Annotated in this window: 14 protein-coding genes; 9 read left to right on the top strand and 5 right to left on the bottom strand. The window is 66.4% G+C overall.

The genetic code is table 11. The features are described from left to right. Positions 1–271: 271 nt before the first annotated feature. The gene (locus AAFP35_RS25490; protein WP_419224482.1) at positions 272–1,129 is read left to right on the top strand and encodes a VOC family protein; all 858 of its coding nucleotides are present in this window, start codon (positions 272–274) and stop codon (positions 1,127–1,129) included. Between the two features lie 85 nt (positions 1,130–1,214). Here the strand turns inward: AAFP35_RS25490 and kstR are convergent, their stop codons facing one another. Further along, a complete protein-coding gene (kstR, locus tag AAFP35_RS25485) occupies positions 1,215–1,895 on the bottom strand; it encodes a cholesterol catabolism transcriptional regulator KstR (RefSeq protein WP_419224481.1) in 681 nt (226 codons plus the stop codon). Between the two features lie 295 nt (positions 1,896–2,190). Between kstR and AAFP35_RS25480 the strand changes: the two genes are divergently transcribed. The 7 genes from AAFP35_RS25480 (at position 2,191) to AAFP35_RS25450 (ending at position 11,200) form a co-directional block, all read left to right on the top strand. Further along, positions 2,191–4,368 carry an acyl-CoA dehydrogenase family protein gene (locus AAFP35_RS25480; RefSeq protein ID WP_419224480.1) on the top strand — a complete coding sequence of 726 codons (2,178 nt, stop codon included), beginning with the start codon at positions 2,191–2,193 and terminating at the stop codon, positions 4,366–4,368. Between the two features lie 122 nt (positions 4,369–4,490). After that, the gene (locus AAFP35_RS25475; protein WP_419224479.1) at positions 4,491–5,603 is read left to right on the top strand and encodes an acyl-CoA dehydrogenase family protein; all 1,113 of its coding nucleotides are present in this window, start codon (positions 4,491–4,493) and stop codon (positions 5,601–5,603) included. Then, entirely contained in the window at positions 5,593–6,756 is a 1,164-nt protein-coding gene (locus AAFP35_RS25470) for an acyl-CoA dehydrogenase family protein (protein ID WP_419224478.1), read from the top strand. The genes AAFP35_RS25475 and AAFP35_RS25470 overlap by 11 nt, the downstream gene beginning before the upstream one ends. A 172-nt stretch (positions 6,757–6,928) precedes the next feature. Further along, positions 6,929–7,945, top strand: coding sequence for a bifunctional MaoC family dehydratase N-terminal/OB-fold nucleic acid binding domain-containing protein (locus AAFP35_RS25465; protein ID WP_419224477.1), 1,017 nt, complete (start codon positions 6,929–6,931; stop codon positions 7,943–7,945). After that, entirely contained in the window at positions 7,942–8,352 is a 411-nt protein-coding gene (locus tag AAFP35_RS25460) for a MaoC family dehydratase (RefSeq protein WP_419224476.1), read from the top strand. Before AAFP35_RS25465 ends, AAFP35_RS25460 begins: the two co-directional genes overlap by 4 nt. Further along, positions 8,352–9,527 (top strand): lipid-transfer protein, encoded by a 1,176-nt coding sequence (locus tag AAFP35_RS25455; RefSeq protein WP_419224475.1) that lies wholly within the window; start codon positions 8,352–8,354, stop codon positions 9,525–9,527. The genes AAFP35_RS25460 and AAFP35_RS25455 overlap by 1 nt, the downstream gene beginning before the upstream one ends. Positions 9,528–9,559: 32 nt before the next feature. Then, positions 9,560–11,200, top strand: coding sequence for an AMP-binding protein (locus tag AAFP35_RS25450; RefSeq protein WP_419224474.1), 1,641 nt, complete (start codon positions 9,560–9,562; stop codon positions 11,198–11,200). 56 nt (positions 11,201–11,256) lie between these two features. Here AAFP35_RS25450 and AAFP35_RS25445 read toward each other — a convergent pair whose 3' ends face one another. After that, a complete protein-coding gene (locus AAFP35_RS25445) occupies positions 11,257–12,528 on the bottom strand; it encodes an SLC13 family permease (RefSeq protein WP_419224473.1) in 1,272 nt (423 codons plus the stop codon). Between the two features lie 16 nt (positions 12,529–12,544). Further along, positions 12,545–14,272, bottom strand: coding sequence for an MFS transporter (locus AAFP35_RS25440; protein ID WP_419224472.1), 1,728 nt, complete (start codon positions 14,270–14,272; stop codon positions 12,545–12,547). 164 nt (positions 14,273–14,436) lie between these two features. On the opposite strand from AAFP35_RS25440, the gene AAFP35_RS25435 reads away from it, so the two are divergent. Then, the gene (locus AAFP35_RS25435; RefSeq protein WP_419224471.1) at positions 14,437–14,580 is read left to right on the top strand and encodes a hypothetical protein; all 144 of its coding nucleotides are present in this window, start codon (positions 14,437–14,439) and stop codon (positions 14,578–14,580) included. A 73-nt stretch (positions 14,581–14,653) separates the two neighbouring features. Here the strand turns inward: AAFP35_RS25435 and AAFP35_RS25430 are convergent, their stop codons facing one another. After that, entirely contained in the window at positions 14,654–15,085 is a 432-nt protein-coding gene (locus AAFP35_RS25430; RefSeq protein WP_419224470.1) for a DUF6918 family protein, read from the bottom strand. A 126-nt stretch (positions 15,086–15,211) separates the two neighbouring features. Next, entirely contained in the window at positions 15,212–15,838 is a 627-nt protein-coding gene (locus tag AAFP35_RS25425; RefSeq protein WP_419224469.1) for a hypothetical protein, read from the bottom strand. Positions 15,839–15,842: the final 4 nt, after the last annotated feature.

The raw sequence follows: 15,842 nt of genomic DNA, 5'->3' as shown, positions 1-15,842 counted from the left end.
AAACCAACCAGAAAACCGAGAACCCAAATAACCGACCTGTCTCAGACAGGTTGACAAATACCGTGCTACACACTGTTTTTCGTGGGTGTTCCGCGTTTGCGCGAGGCCGGGTGCGGCGACGGGCCTGCATCGAGGTGGTCGGCCGCGAAAGGATGTCTCGGGCAGGCCAGCCCATGTGCGGAATGATGCGGTAGTATCTACCGATAGTCCAACAGTTGATACATCTGGACGGACGGATGTGTTGTACACCGCCGAGCGAGAGGATGACGCGATGACCCTGACATCCGGATCGATTCGCGACCCGCAACCGGTGTCGGAACCCCACGTGGCGAACGTGCGATGGCCGACTCTCGATCACCTGGCGGTGGGCGTGCGCAGTTGGCGGGACGCGTACCCGCGGTTCGTATCCGAGCTCGGTGGCCGATGGGCCTACGGTGGGTCGCCCGGAGGATATGCGCCCTATCAATTGGCATTCGGTGACGGACTGCGTCTGGAGTTCATCTCACCCGGGCGCCCGGATGGCTTCCTGGACCGTTTCCTGCAGCGCCGTGGGCCCTCTGCACATCATCTGACGTTCAAGGTTCCCGACCTCGACGAAGCGGTTCGAGACCTGACCCGGCTCGGGTTCGGCACCTTCGGGGACTCGCGGGCCCGGGAGATCTGGATGGACACTTTCGTCCATCCGCGCGATTCCGGTATCGGGACGCTCGTGCAGGTCGCCCGCGCCGATGACGAGGCGATGGTCGCCGACACAGACTTGACGAGCAGTCCGGCGGGCTTCCCGTCGCCGGGTAGGCAACCGTTGGCGCCGTCGGTCATCGGTGTCACCGCCTCCGATTTGGTCAGGGCGCATGATCTGCTGGGACGTGCCCTGTTGGGAGATGTCATCGAGGACGGAGACGGTTGGTTCTTCGCGACCTGGGGCACGGGGCGATCCATGCTCGTACGGGAACCATCGGCGTTTCCGTGCGGAGACCGCTTGTGGTCCGGACTCGATGATCCGGGGGTCTCGTTCGTCGTGTTCGCCGACGGGGACCCGACCGCGACAACGTTGGCCGCCGAAGTCGGCTCCCTGGTGGGTCTGCCCGAGCATCCGGCGACCGGCGTGCCGGTGTGGTTGATGGGCTGATCGCCGCGGCGGCAGGCCAGACGACGGTGCCGTGCGGACGTCATGTCCGCACGGCACCGTCGTTTGTCTGATCCGGGTTGTCTGGTCAGCGCTCCGCGCGATCTCTCAGGAGCAGGCGCACGGTCAGTTCGAGTCGATTGGTGACATCGGTCGCCGAGGCGCGTCGGGTCAGCCACTGCACCAGATTCGACATCCAGACGTCGGAGAGCACGCGCGCGATGGCGAGGTCTTCGTCGGTCGGGTCGCCGTCGCCGACCATCGCGCCGGCGAGGAGTCGATCGATGATGCCTGCGACCTGATCCACTTCTGCTGTCGCCGACGCATCGGCGAACATGAAGGCACGGGTCATCGCCTCGGTCAGCAGAGGGTCACGCTGCATTGCGTAGGTGATCATGTCGAGGACGTGGCGGAGACGTTCGATGGCGTTGTCGCCGCGCAGTTGCGACCGGTCCACCCGGGACTCGACCCGTTCGAACTCTCGCGCCAGCGCGGTCACGAGCAAGTGGACCTTCGACGGGAAGTAGCGGTAGAGCGTGCCGACCGCGACGTCGGCTTTGTCGGCGACCGTGCGCATCTGGACGGCGTCGTAACCGCCCTTCGATGCGAGGGCCAGTGTCGCGTCGAGGATGCGCCGGCGTCGCTCGCGCTGTGCCGACGAGCCGGTTTCGGTGGCAGACGTCGCGGGGCCCGCGGTCGAGGAGCCGGTCGTCGAGGCGCCTGCCGTCGACGAGTCGGCCGAGGCGTTGGCGGGTGCAGAACGTGCCATGTGCTCGTTGACATCCTCACGTGTCGGGGTGGATCCGAAGCCGCCGGGCGGCAACCTCTTCGCCATATTAGAACAGGTTCTAATTGTCCGTCACAACTTGACATACTCGGAACTGAAGTGATTGTTACCACGTCCGACCGGGGGATTGGCCCATGCCACGATCGGGCGCGGGTGGCGGCGCATGGCGACCGCGAGGTGGATAACGGTGTGCGCCTACCGGCACCCAGGGTGCCCGTGGCATATTTAGAACAAGTTCTAGTTCTGTGTGGAACCCAAGACTTTAGGGGAATGCTGCGTGACCATTGCCACGTCAACCGAACAGAAGGCCGTCTGCGACGCGATCGACGCCTGGGCGCAGGGTGTCGAGGCCACCGAACTCGTCCGGGCGGACATCGACAAACCGCGCGACCAATGGGCAGGCCTATGGGCGCAGCTCGCCGAATTCGGGCTCTTCGGTGCCGCGCTCCCAGAGGGTCGGGGTGGGCTGGGGGCCACGTTCCTCGATGTCGCCGCCATGGTCGAGCAGTGCGGCCGGAGTCTGGTGCCGGGGCCGATCGGCCCGACCGTCACGGCCGCACTCGCCCTGTCACGCAGCACCGATGACCGTGCCGACGAACTACTCGAGCGACTGGTGGCCGGGGAGGCCGCGGTGGCGACCCCGGCGTTCGCCTACGCGGGAGGTGCCTGCGAACTGCGCGACGGCGACCTCGATCTCGGCTTGGTTTCCGGTCACGTGGCGGGCGGGGCGTTCCTCGTCCCGATCGAGGTCGGTGCCGATCGCAGGCGCTGGTGGTTGGTGCCACCCGGTGTGGGCGCGGTGGACGCCATCCCGCAGGGCGTGATCAGTGGGACCGAGTCGGTGTCGCAGGTACGGATCCGCGAGATCGACACCACGGCGGTGATCGAGCTAGCCGACGACGACCTGCCCTCGGGCGTGCTGTCGGCGGTATTGGCCGCCTACCAGAGCGGCGTCGCGCGGTGGGCGCTCGACACCGCCGTCGATTACGCCAAGGTGCGCACCCAATTCGGCGCGGCCATCGGGTCGTTCCAGGCCGTCAAACACATCTGTGCGGACATGCTCTGCCGCAGCGAGGAACTCACCGCGGTGGCCTGGGACCTGGCCCGGGCCGTCGACGACGTGTGTCGCGGCGACGATCCCGAGCATGCTGCCGAACAACTGGTCATCTGTCGGCTCACCGCCGACATCGTGGTCGCCGATGCCGCGGTGGCCAACGCCAAGGACTGCGTGCAGGTTCTCGGCGGCATCGGATTCACCTTCGAGCACGACGCACATCTGTATCTGCGGGCCGCGACGACCGCGCGTTCGGTCTTGGTGCAGGGTGCGGCGGCGCGGCGCGAGCTCGGGCAGCTCGGTCTCGACGGCGCGCGCAGGCACCTCGAGATCGACTTGTCCGGTGTGGAGGATCGTCGCGGGCAGGTCCGCGCCGCGGTCGCCGACATCGCCGCTGCCGATCCCGATCGTCGTCGGCGGGTGATGGCCGAATCCGGTTACCTCATGCCGCATTGGCCGGTGCCCTACGGTCTGGCCGCCGAACCCGCCCTGCAGTTGCTCATCGATTCCGAGTTCGAGCGTGCCGGGGTGGTCCGGCCGGATCTGGTGATCGGCGCGTGGGCGATACCGACCATTCTCGAACACGGAACCGACGAGCAGCGCGAGCGTTTCGTCCTGCCGACCCTGGCCGGCGAGATCGTGTGGTGCCAGCTCTTCAGTGAGCCCGAGGCGGGTTCGGACCTGGCGGCACTGCGCACCAAGGCCACCAAGGTCGACGGTGGGTGGCAACTGCGGGGGCAGAAGATCTGGACATCGCAGGCGCACAATGCGACCTGGGGTGTCTGCCTCGCCCGAACCGATCCTGACGCTCCCAAACACAAGGGGATCACCTACTTCCTGATCGACATGTCGGCTCCCGGCATCGACATCCGTCCGTTGCGGGAGTTGACCGGCCGCGCGAACTTCAACGAGGTGTTCCTCGACGGGGTGTTCGTGCCCGACGACTGCGTTGTCGGACAGGTCAACGGCGGGTGGCGACTGGCCCGGACCACGTTGGCCAACGAGCGGGTTGCCATGGGTGGCTCGGGGCTCGGCAAGGAGATGGAGTCGTTGCTGCAGCAGATCGATGTACGGTCCCGAGAGTTGGAGCCCGCTGAACTGGCCGGTCTCGGTGCGCTGGTGGCCGAGGCTCAGGTGGGGCGGGTCATCGATGCGCGGGCGGTGTCGCAGCGTCTGGCCGGGCACGATCCGGGCGCGTTGTCGAGCGTGCGCAAACTGATCGGGGTTCGCCATCGGCAGGCCGTGCCGGAGTTCGCGCTCGATCTGCTCGGTGTCGACGGTCTCGCGGCGGGCGGCGCCTCGGACAATTTCCTGCAGAACCGATGCTTGTCCATCGCCGGGGGCACCACGCAGATCCTTCGCACGGCGGCGGCCGAACGGATTCTCGGTCTGCCTCGTTGACGGCCCTTCCGGCGCGACGTCGACGGCCGTGAATCGGCTGTTGAGAGCGCATAAGGGATACAGATCACACTCAGTCTGATACAACTAGAACAGGTTCTAATTTCTTGCGAGGAGGCAGTGGGGTGGACTTTGCCCTCGACGAGACGGCGGTCGCCGTCCGTGACGCCGCTGCGGAGGTGTTCGCACGACATCAACCGCAGTGGGAGACCAAGTTCGGGCAACGGGGATTCGGGGAGGCCACGACAGGCGCCTTCGACGACGGGCTGTGGCGCTCGCTGGTCGACGCCGGGCTCGTCGCGCTGCCGCTGCCCGCGGAGGTCGACGGCGACGACATCGGCGTGTTGGGGCTGCTGCCCCTCCTCCGCAGCATGGGCGAGGCCGCGGCCGTGACGCCCGCATTGGGCACCTTGGCATCGGCCCTGACCCTGCGCGGCGCACCCGCCGCAACCCGGACGCGCTGGGCGCGCACCTGCAGCGGCGGAGCCTGGCACGCGGTCGCCATCGGCGAGGTCGGCGACCCGTTGACCGCGACACCGCGGACGACTCTCGCCGGCGGACGGATCAACGGCGTCAAGACCGGCGTGCTGCACGCCGAGGGCTCGGCTGCACTGCTGGTCGGCACCGACGGTGGCGCCGCGATCGTGGCGACCGACAGCCCGGGGATCACCATCACCCGCACCACGGCTTCGAGCGGGTGGGGCGAGTACACGGTCCGGTTCGACGACGTCGCGATCGACGAGGCCGATGTACTCGGCGCGGATGCCGCGTCGCTGCGCGACCACTACCGGCTCGTCCTGAGCGCGTACGCCGACGGATTGGTCGCCGGTGCCACCCGACTGACCGCCGACCATGTCACCAACCGCGAGCAGTTCGGCAAGCCGATTGCGCTTTTCCAGGCGGTAGGACAGCAACTCGCGGACATCTACGTCATCGGTCGATCGATGGATCTGGCGTCCACCGCGGCTGCCTGGCGGATGTCCGAGGGACTGGACGCCACACAGGATCTCGGGATCGCCGCGTACTGGCTCGCCGCCGAGGTCCCGGCGACGCTGCGCACGATGACCCATCTGCACGGTGGTATCGGCGTCGACGTCACCTATCCGCTGCACCGGTACTTCTCCATCGCCAAGGATCTCGCGCGACTCGTCGGAGGTGCCGATGCGCGCCTCGACGAGGTCGCCGACGATTCCGATGCGCGGCTCGATCCGAAAGCGCAGGCAGCACATGTTCATTGATCTGACGGACGAGCAGAAGGCTTTGCGGGCCGAGCTGCGTGCGTACTTCGCCGACCTGATCGGTCCCGCCGATGCCGAGGTGATGCTCACCGAACGTCACGGCGAGACCTACCGCCGGGTGATCCGGCAGATGGGCAAGGACGGTTGGCTCGGCGTCGGGTGGCCGAAAGAATACGGCGGCAAGGGGTTCGGTGAGATCGAACAGCAGATCTTCACCAACGAGGCAGTGCGCGCGGATGTGCCACTCCCATCGGTGACACTGCAGACCGTCGGGCCGACCCTGCAGCAACACGGCAGCGCGGAACTCAAACGGAAGTTCCTGCCCGACATCCTCGCGGGCGAGGTGCATTTCGCCATCGGCTACACCGAACCCGAGGCCGGGACCGACCTGGCGTCGCTGACGACCACGGCGGTGCTGGACGGAGACCACTATGTGGTCAACGGTCAGAAGATCTTCACCACCGGCGGGCACGACGCCGACTACATCTGGTTGGCCGTGCGGACCGACAAGGACGCCCCCAAGCACAAGGGCATCTCGATCCTCATCGTCGACACCACCGATCCCGGATTCAGTTGGACACCGATCATCACCGCCGACGGTGCCCACCACGTGAACGCGACGTACTACAACGACGTCCGCGTGCCGGTCTCCATGCGGGTCGGTGCGGAGGGAGACGGCTGGAAGCTCATCACCACCCAGCTGAACCACGAGCGCGTGATGCTCGGACCGGCCGGTCGCATCGACGGTCTGGCGGCGCGCATCCGCGACTGGGCGCAGCAGTCGGGACCCGACGGCTCGGTGATCGCGAAACATGCCGATGTCCGTCGCGCCCTCGCCGAGATCGAGGTCTACGCGCGGATCAACGAATTGCTCAACTGGCAGGTCGCATCGACCGGGGAATCGATCTCGATGGCCGACGCCGCGGCCACCAAGGTGTTCGCCACCGAGCGGCTCCAACACGTGTGCCGTCTGATCAACGAGATCGTCGGTCGCTATGGCGATCTCACCGATCCGTCGACCGCGGAGCTCGTCGAATGGCTGGACGTACAGCAGAAGCGCAACGTGGTGATCACCTTCGGGGGAGGCGTCAACGAGGTCATGCGCGACATGATCGGCACCGCCGGACTGGGATTGCCGAGGGCCAAGCGATGACCACGACCACGCTGCGCCCTCACCGCCGGTCGAGTAGTGGCGAGCCGCTGGGCGAGCGGCGTATCGAGACCGCCGTCGCGACACGCCTTTACCGCCGGTCGAGTAGTGGCGAGTCGCTGGGCGAGCGGCGTATCGAGACCACCCACGCCCACCCGCGAACCGGAGACGATCGATGAGCACGACCGACCAGATCCTCGCCGCCGCCGACGCCATCAAAGCCGACGGGCCCAGTGCGCCGGTCATCGGGCGCGATCCGATCAATCAGCCGATGATCCACAACTGGGTCGAGGCCATGGGGGACGAGAATCCCATCTACGTCGACGAATCGGCGGCGCGCGCGGCCGGTCACCCCGGAATCGTCGCGCCCCCGGCGATGGCACAGGTCTGGACGATGCGCGGTCTACACGGGCAGCGCACCTCGGACGATCCGCTCGGTCGCGCCACCGAACTGTTCGACGAGGCAGGTTTCACGTCCGTGGTCGCGACCAACTGCGACACCGTCTATCACCGCTACACCCGTCCGGGCGAGCAGGTCTCGCTGTCGGCCGAGCTGGTCGACGTCGTCGGACCCAAGAACACCGCACTCGGTGAGGGGTGGTTCTTCACCACCCGCAACGTGTGGTCGGTCGACGACGAGGTCGTCGCCGAGATGAACTTCCGCATCCTCAAGTTCCGCCCGCCTGCCAAGGACGCCGAACCGGATGCCGGTGCTTCGCAGGACACATCGGTGCCCGATGATCTCGATCCCACCCGGATGCTGACACCGAGCGTCTCGCGTGACACCGCCTTCTTCTGGGAGGGTGTCGCCGCCCACGAACTGCGGGTCCAGCAGGTCGCCGACGGCTCGTTGCGTCACCCGCCGATTCCGGCGACGTGGAAGCCGCGGAGCGACGACGGTGTTGTGCCGCAGACGGATTACGTTGTCGCTTCGGGGCGTGGGAAGGTGTTCAGTTACGTCGTCCACCATGCGCCCAAGGTGCCCGGACGTGGACTGCCGTTCGTCGTCGCACTCGTCGAACTTGACGAAGGAGTCCGGATGCTGGGCGAACTACGTGGCATCGCGCCCGAGCAGGTGCGGATCGGATTGCCCGTCGAGGTCACCTTCCTGGATTTCCCGGCCGACGGTGATGCCGGGACCGACGCATGGACCCTGTACGCGTGGCAGCCACTCGAGGAGGGGAAGAAGTGACCAGCCTTGCACCACAACCGGTTCGGGTGGCCGACACCTTGCCGGCGCTGACCATCGATGCCAGCCCGACGTTCGTGGTCGCGACGGCGCTGGCCACGCGTGACTTCCAGGATGTGCATCACGACCGGGACCTCGCCCAGGCCAAGGGTTCCAAGGACATCTTCGTCAACATCCTCACCGACACGGGACTGGTGGAGCGCTATGTCACCGACTGGGCCGGACCGAGCGCCCGAATCCGGTCGATCAACCTGAAACTCGGTGTGCCGTGGTACGCCTACGACTCGGTGACCTTCACCGGGGAGGTCACCGACATCTCCGCCGGCATCGTCACGGTCTCGGTCACCGGGACCAATTCGCTGGGCAAACACGTCATCTCGACGGTGACGCTGACGATCGGGGAGAACTGATGGGTGGCCTGTCCGGGAAAGCTGCGATCGCAGGAATCGGTGCGACCGAGTTCTCCAAGGACTCGGGACGCAGCGAGTTGCGCCTTGCCGCCGAAGCGGTGTCGTCGGCGATCGCCGATGCCGGGCTGACGCCCGCCGACGTCGACGGCCTCGTCACGTTCACGATGGACACCAATGCCGAGATCGCGGTGGCGCGCGCCGTCGGGATCAAGGAGATGACGTACTTCTCGCGTATCCACTACGGCGGTGGCGCCGCGTGTGCAACGGTTCAGCAGGCGGCGATGGCCGTGGCCACCGGTGTTGCCGATGTCGTCGTCGCCTACCGCGCGTTCAACGAACGGTCGGGTCTGCGCTTCGGTCAGGTCAACAGTGCGGTGGCGAACCAGGAGAACTCCTCGGGCACCGACAACGCCTTCAGCTATCCGCACGGATTGTCCACCCCGGCGGCGTTCGTCGCCATGGTCGCGCAGCGCTACATGCACGACTATGGCGCCACCAGTGAGGATTTCGGGCGAATCGCGGTGGTCGACCGCAAACATGCGGCAGTGAATCCGAACGCCTTCTTCTACGGTAAGCCGATCACTCTCGACGATCACCAGGCATCGCGCTACATCGCCGAGCCACTCCATCTGCTCGACTGCTGCCAGGAATCCGACGGCGGCGTGGCCATCGTGGTGGTCTCGGCGGAGAAGGCGCGCGATCTCGCCCATACCCCGGCCGTCATCGCGGCCGCGGCTGCGGGCAGTGCCGATGACCAGTTCATCATGTCGAGCTACTACCGCGACGACCTCGCCGGACTGCCGGAGATGGGACTGGTCGGCAGGCAGCTGTGGAAGCAGTCGGGTCTGCACCCATCGGACATGGATATGGCGATTCTGTACGACCACTTCACCCCGTACACCCTGATGCAGCTCGAAGAGCTCGGATTCTGCGGTAGGGGAGAAGCGAAAGATTTTGTGCGCCAACCCGGTGCACTGGAAGTCGGGGGACAGCTTCCGCTGAACACCCATGGCGGACAGCTCGGAGAGGCCTACATCCACGGGATGAACGGTATCGCCGAGGCCGTCCGGCAGATTCGCGGCGACTCGGTCAATCAGGTCGAGGACGCCGACAAGATCGTGGTCACCGCGGGGACCGGCGTCCCCACCAGCGGCCTGGTTCTGACACGTTCCTGATACAGCGAGCTCAGCAAGAGGGAGTAAGAAAGATGAAGTTCAATCTGGCCGACGTGTTCGAGACCGTCGCGGATTCGGTACCCGAGCGCATTGCGCTGAGCTATGAGGGCCGGCAGATCAGTTATGCCGAACTCGATCGGCTCGCCAATCAGGTCGCCCACATGCTCGCCGGCGCCGGTATCGGTGCCGACGACAATGTGTCGCTGTTCCTCAAGAACAGTGTCGAACATGTCACCAGTCTCTTGGGACTGTTGAAGATCCGCGCGGTGCCGGTCAACGTGAACTACCGCTACACCAATGCCGAGTTGCAGTACATCTTCGACAACTCCGACTCCCGCGGCATCATCGTCGAGCTGCCCGAGCATCAGCGCAGCGTGGCCAAGCTGCTGCCCGAGACACCCACCGTCCGCACGGTTTTCGTGATCGGCGAGGTCGACGACGAGCTGCGCAACGCGGCGGCGTCCCTGCCGGACGGTCGCACTGTGGAGATCGTGTCGTTCGCAGACCACGAGTCCCGGCCGGACCAGCGGGACTTCGAGCCTCGCACCGGCGAGGAGCTGTACCTCCTCTACACCGGCGGCACCACCGGATACCCGAAGGGCGTCATGTGGCAGCACGACGACTTCTTCCGCAAGCCGCTCTCCGGTGGTAATCCGTACGGCGAAGCCCGTAAGGACCTGGCCGAGATCGGAGCTGCGGTCAAGGATTTCGGATCGATCGCCTTCCTCCTGGCCGCTCCGCTGATGCACGGCGCCGCCTCGTACTCGCTGTTCACGTTCTTCACACTCGGCGGCCGGTTGGTCATCCAACGCGATTTCGACCCCGGCAAGATCGTGTCGTCGGTGGAGTCGGACCAGGTGAACATCATCTTGATCGTCGGCGATGCCATGGGGATGCCGCTGGTGGAGGAGTTCGAGCGTCGTAAGGGCGAGGTCGACCTCACATCGCTGTTCTCGGTCACCTCCGGCGGTGCGATCTGGTCGCAGCACTCTCGCGACCGCTTCCTGGGTGTCAAGCCGGAGTTGGTATTGCGCGACAACTTCGGTGCGTCGGAGTCGGGTAACGACGGCGAGATCATGATGGACGAGAACGGCAACCTCAAGGTGCCACCGACCGACCGGATGATGGTCGTCGACGAACGTCACAACAAGATCGAGGCGGGTTCGGGAGAGGTCGGCTACATCGCCCGCATCGGGAACGTCCCGCTGGGCTACTACAAGGATCCGGAGAAGTCGGCCAAGACGTTCCCGGTGCTGGCCGACGGTACCCGCATCTCGATCCTCGGCGACATGGGGACGATCGAGGCCGATGGGTCGATCGTCTTCCTCGGCCGTGGGTCGCAGTGCATCAACACCGGCGGCGAGAAGGTGTACGCCGAAGAGGTCGAGGCGGCGCTGCATTCGCACCCCGCGATCGCCGACGCGCTCGTCGTGCCGGTTCCCGACGAGCGCTACGGCCAGCGGGTCGCCGCGGTCGTGGCGCTCGCCGAGGGCGCGTCGGAGCCGTCACTGGACGAGATCCAGGTGCACTGCCGAGAGACGTTGGCAGGCTACAAGGTCCCGCGGACCGTCGTCTACGTCGACGAGGTCAAGCGCACGCCCGCCGGCAAAGCAGATTACAAGTGGGCCAAGGGGGCCGCGGCGGCGACATCGGGCGAGCCGGCGCCGGCCTGAGGACGATCCGCAGAAGAAATCCGCGGCTGACGCGGATTTCTTCTGCGATCTGGTCATCACCCGACCTGTAGGACCAGCCACAGCATCAGGACCGCGACGATCAGCGTCGGAGGCACGGTGAGTGCACCGAGCACGAGGTAACGGCGTGGCGGGGCCGGGACGGCCTGCCGATGCATCACGTCGCGCCACAACAGGTTCGCCAACGACCCGAAGTAGGCCAGATTGGGGCCGATGTTGACCCCGACGAGTACCGCGAGCACGAGCGCGGGCTGATGAGCGACGAGCGGCACGAGCAAGAGTGTGGCCGGCAGGTTGTTGAGCAGGTTGGCGAGAAGCGCGGCAAGTGCGGCCACCGCCAGCAACGCGGGCAGACCTGTTCCGGACGGCACGAGATCGGCGACGAACTCGCCGAGTGATCCATCCCGGACCGGCAAGATGATGACACCGAGGGCGGCGACGAACGCCAGGAACGGGATGTTCACGGCGCGTACGGTTTCGACGAGCACTGTTGCAGGTCGGTGCAGGAGACGCGGCACCGTCATCACGATCGCGCCGATCGCAGCGACAACCGCTAGCGGTACCCCCAGCGGTTCGGCGACGACGAAGGCGGCCAGCAGTGCGGCCAGACACGCGAGCACGCCACGCGGGGCGTGTACGGCATCTCGGGCGGCAGGTTGCTCGTTTCGGTCGACGGGGGCCCGAACCGTCAACGCATCCGCGAAGAACCAGCGAAAGATCAAGTACTCCACGGCGATCGCTGCTGCCCAGGGCAGTGCCATGGTGGCGGTGAAACCGAGGAAGGTGAGACCCGAGGCGCTGAAGGCGAGCAGATTGGTCAGGTTGGAGACGGGTAACAACAGCGAGGCCGTGTTCGCCAGATGGTTGCTCGCGTAGCCGACCGGGGCCACACGAGCCCCGACCCGGCGAGCGGTGGCGATGGCGACCGGTGTCAGCAGGACGATGGTGGTGTCGATGGACAGGACCGCCGTGACCAGTGCCGCGACCACGAACACGACACCGAGCAGTCGACGCGGGGACGACCGGCTCCACCGCGCGAGGACAGCGCCCACCCACTCGAAGACGCCGCTGCGAGCGCAGATCTCGGCGATCACGAGCATCGCGGCAAGGAACCCGATGGTGGGGGCCATGAAGCGGATCTCGTCGACGGCCGCGGTGACGCTCGTGAGGCCGAGTGCCACGAGTAGCACTGCCGCGGGTACCGCGACGACGGCCGCAGGTACTCGTCGCGCGCCGACGGTCGCGACGATGACGGCGACGAGAACGATGACCGCAATGGTGCTGCCGGCTGCGGTGTCCGCGGAGATCATGGCCTGGCCGACGCGGTCAGCCCGGCGGGGCGTGTTCGTCCGACGCCGCGGGCAATGTGTCGTCGGTGTCGGTGTCGGTGTCGGTGTCGGGGTGACCGGACGGGCCGCCGTCGAGCGACATCGCGGCGACGCGGCGCGGTGCGTACCAGAGCAGCACGAGGCCCGATGCGATCAGGACCGAGCCGAGCACGATGTACGCGTGGCTCATGGGACCGATGAAGGCTTCTTGTGCCCCGCGGGTGATCTGCGCGGCCAGTGACGGCGCCTGATCAGCGATTCGGTCCGCCACGGCGGTCGCCTCGGCGAGAGATCGGCCGATGTGATCGGCGACGGTGTCGGCCTGCGTCGTGAGAGCCTGTCCGCTCACCGGATCGCCGGCGGCGATCCGCTGTTGGCCTGCGGCGGTGAGCTGTTCGCGCGCAGAGTCGGCGACCGGGGCGATCTGGGTGGAGTATCCGGCGGCCATGATGCTGCCCGCCAGTGCGATACCGATGGCCGCGCCGAGCTCACGGGCGGTGTCGTTGACGGCCGAACCGACCCCTTGGTTGTCGATCGGTGTGTTCGCCATGATCGCGGTGGTCGACGGTGCGGTGTTGAGACCGATGCCCACTGCGCAGATGCCGAGAATCCAGACGAGACCCCAATAGGTCTCGTAGTCGATGACGCCGAGTAGCAGGATGCCGAGGCCGGCGATCATGATGCCGCCGCCGAGGACGAAGCGCAGGGAGTCGTAGCGCACCGCCACCCAGTTGCCGAACAGGGCGAAGAAACCGACTCCACCGATCAACGGTCCGATGGCGATCGCGGACTGCAGCGGTGAGTACCCGAACACCAGTTGGAAGTGTTGGAGCATCAGGTAGAAGGTCCCGAAGGATGCGAAGAACTGCATGGTGACCGAGAGCGCCCCGGCGCCGAATGCGCGGTTGGCGAACATCGTGATGTCGAGAAGCGGTGAGGTCCGGCGTCGTTCGAGCACGCAGAACACGACCAGGAGGACCGCGCCGCCGACGAGGCAGCCGAGCACCAGTGGGTCGGCCCACCCGCGGTGGGGTGCCTCGAGGAGGCCGAGGACGAGACCGGTCACCGCGAGCATGGACGTCGCGGAACCGGCGACGTCGAAAGCGCCGGGATCGCGGTCGCGCGACGTGCCGATGGTGACCGACAGGATCAGGACGAGTGCGGCCGATGCGGCGAAGGTGACGAACACCGAACGCCACGAGAAGAACTCCAGCAAGACGCCGGTGAGCAGGAGTCCCGCGATGGCACCGGCACCGGCGACGGCGGCCCAGATGCTCACTCCGATGGCACGTTTGTCGGCCGGTACGCCTGCGGTGATCAGCGACAGTGTCGCGGGCATGATCAACGCGGCGCCGGCACCCGCCACGATGCGGGCGATGATCAGCTCGGTCGGGTCGCTGATCCACACGGTGACCAGGGATGCGATCGCGAACACGGCCAATCCCACGAGGAGGATGCCGCGCCGGCCGAAGCGATCACCGATCGCGCCCGCCGGTAGCAGCAGCGCGGCGAGAGCGAGTGTGTAGCCGTCGACGATCCAGGTCATCTCGTTCGACGTGGTGCCGATATCGATCGCAATGTCGGTGAGTGCCGTGTTGAGGGCGGCCATCGCCGCGACGACCATGCTCAGGGCCGCGCAGGCCACGAGGATCAACCATGCCGATCGGAGGTCGAGTCCGGCGATCGTACGCGGGGCCGTCGATCGCAACGGCGAGTGATGTGTCATGATTCCCCTCGGCGAGCGGTGTTGCCAGTTCGTGACCACGACACGCGGTCGCGGCGGCCCGGATTCCATCGCAACATGTGACACATTTATCACTGCAGTAACAAAGCCGGGGACCGCCGCCCTACCCGGTCAGCGTTGACCCGGACAACCGAAAGTGGGAGATCATGGCCGCACCCCAGGTCGCCTCGTCTTCACAAGGTACCGATGGCACTCCGGCGCGTGTGCGCGTGTGGCGGGTTCTGTCGATGCTCGCCGCACTCGCTGCGGTCTTCGTCAGCCTACTGCTGATCGCAACCTCCGCCGCCTGACGGCAACGCGCCGCCCGTCGAGGAGAACTCGGCAGACGGCGCGCGCGTCAGTTGTGGCAACAGTCGGTGTGAGTCAGCCTGCGTGTTTCTCGATCACGGCGCCGACACGGGGCAGCGCCGCGCCCACGTAGCCCTTGGCCTTCCCGCGAAGCGAGTTGTAGACCTTGGCGAGCGCAGGGTGGGCGGTCGCCGCCTGATCGTCGGTGACGGTCAGCAGCGCCTCGCTCGCCTCGTCGGAATGAGCGGCGAGATGATCACCGAAGGAAACTCCGGCCGGGCGCGAGTCCCACAGCGGGGTGAGCGCGGTCAGGAAATCCGGCAGCATCATGTCGGTCGCCGACGACACGACATTGGGTTTGACCTTCTGTGCCGCGGCATAGGCAGTCTTGACGGCTGCGCCGCCCAGACCCTTCTGCCCCGACACCTCGGTGTCGATCACCTCGACGAGATCTGCGACCACGGCGGCGCGGTCGGTGTCCAGCAGGGATGTCAACGAGTCGCTCATCTGTCTCCTAGTGCGAAGGGGGCGCACGCGCCCCGGCGGCTGTCGATCCAGGAGTCTACGTGTGTGCTCGCGGCGGTGGACATTTCGGTCTTTCGGCGCACGTCGGGTGGTGCGTCGGCCTGGTGATCACTTCGGCATGATGCCGTCGAGGCCGCCGACATCGGTGATCTTCCAACCGGCGTTCTTGTCGAGGGTGATGGTGTAGGTGACCGTGGTGGTGACGCCGTCGGGGGCCTGCTTGCTGGTGGACGCGACATTCACGAAGGCATTGACCTTGTAGACGCCACCGTTCTCGGACGAGACCACCGATGCGACAGGGGTGGCCTTGGAATCCCAGTTGAGCGGGACCAGGATCTGCTGGAGCTGTGCCTTGGTGGCGTCGAACTTGGTGGACAGTTGCTGTGTCGTGTTGGCGCGCAACCGATCGAACCAGGCGTCGAGATCCTTGTAATCGGTTGTCGCGGCTCCCACCGCGTAGTTGGTGGCCGTGCGTTCGGCGTGCGCTCGGTCGGCGGCAGCGGTTTGGTCGGCGGACAGTTGTGACCGCGAGCCGCCGTACAGGATGGCGAGCACGACGACCGCGGCGATGAGGGCGATCACGACGAGCGACGTGACCGCGGTCGACAGCGAGACCGACAGTTGGCGTCCTCTGCTGGGCCCGGGCCCCCGATCGGCTTCTCCCGCCTCGGCGTTCACCGGTTCATCGGACTTCGGGTGCGCGGTGTGCTGTACCTCGTCGAGTGTCGAACTCATCATT

Origin of the sequence: Gordonia sp. CPCC 206044 (genome assembly GCF_048537895.1) — a bacterium.
GTDB lineage: Bacteria > Actinomycetota > Actinomycetes > Mycobacteriales > Mycobacteriaceae > Gordonia.
This window is presented reverse-complemented; position numbering and strand designations above follow the sequence as displayed.

What these genes read in the sequence shown, in the direction of transcription:
- AAFP35_RS25440 (WP_419224472.1), bottom strand. Translation starts at nt 14,272, where the DNA reads ATGACACATCACTCGCCGTTGCGATCGACGGCCCCGCGTACGATCGCC.
- kstR (WP_419224481.1), bottom strand. Translation starts at nt 1,895, where the DNA reads ATGGCACGTTCTGCACCCGCCAACGCCTCGGCCGACTCGTCGACGGCA.
- AAFP35_RS25450 (WP_419224474.1), top strand. Translation starts at nt 9,560, where the DNA reads ATGAAGTTCAATCTGGCCGACGTGTTCGAGACCGTCGCGGATTCGGTA.
- AAFP35_RS25445 (WP_419224473.1), bottom strand. Translation starts at nt 12,528, where the DNA reads ATGATCTCCGCGGACACCGCAGCCGGCAGCACCATTGCGGTCATCGTT.
- AAFP35_RS25465 (WP_419224477.1), top strand. Translation starts at nt 6,929, where the DNA reads ATGAGCACGACCGACCAGATCCTCGCCGCCGCCGACGCCATCAAAGCC.
- AAFP35_RS25490 (WP_419224482.1), top strand. Translation starts at nt 272, where the DNA reads ATGACCCTGACATCCGGATCGATTCGCGACCCGCAACCGGTGTCGGAA.
- AAFP35_RS25425 (WP_419224469.1), bottom strand. Translation starts at nt 15,838, where the DNA reads ATGAGTTCGACACTCGACGAGGTACAGCACACCGCGCACCCGAAGTCC.
- AAFP35_RS25435 (WP_419224471.1), top strand. Translation starts at nt 14,437, where the DNA reads ATGGCCGCACCCCAGGTCGCCTCGTCTTCACAAGGTACCGATGGCACT.
- AAFP35_RS25470 (WP_419224478.1), top strand. Translation starts at nt 5,593, where the DNA reads ATGTTCATTGATCTGACGGACGAGCAGAAGGCTTTGCGGGCCGAGCTG.
- AAFP35_RS25455 (WP_419224475.1), top strand. Translation starts at nt 8,352, where the DNA reads ATGGGTGGCCTGTCCGGGAAAGCTGCGATCGCAGGAATCGGTGCGACC.
- AAFP35_RS25430 (WP_419224470.1), bottom strand. Translation starts at nt 15,085, where the DNA reads ATGAGCGACTCGTTGACATCCCTGCTGGACACCGACCGCGCCGCCGTG.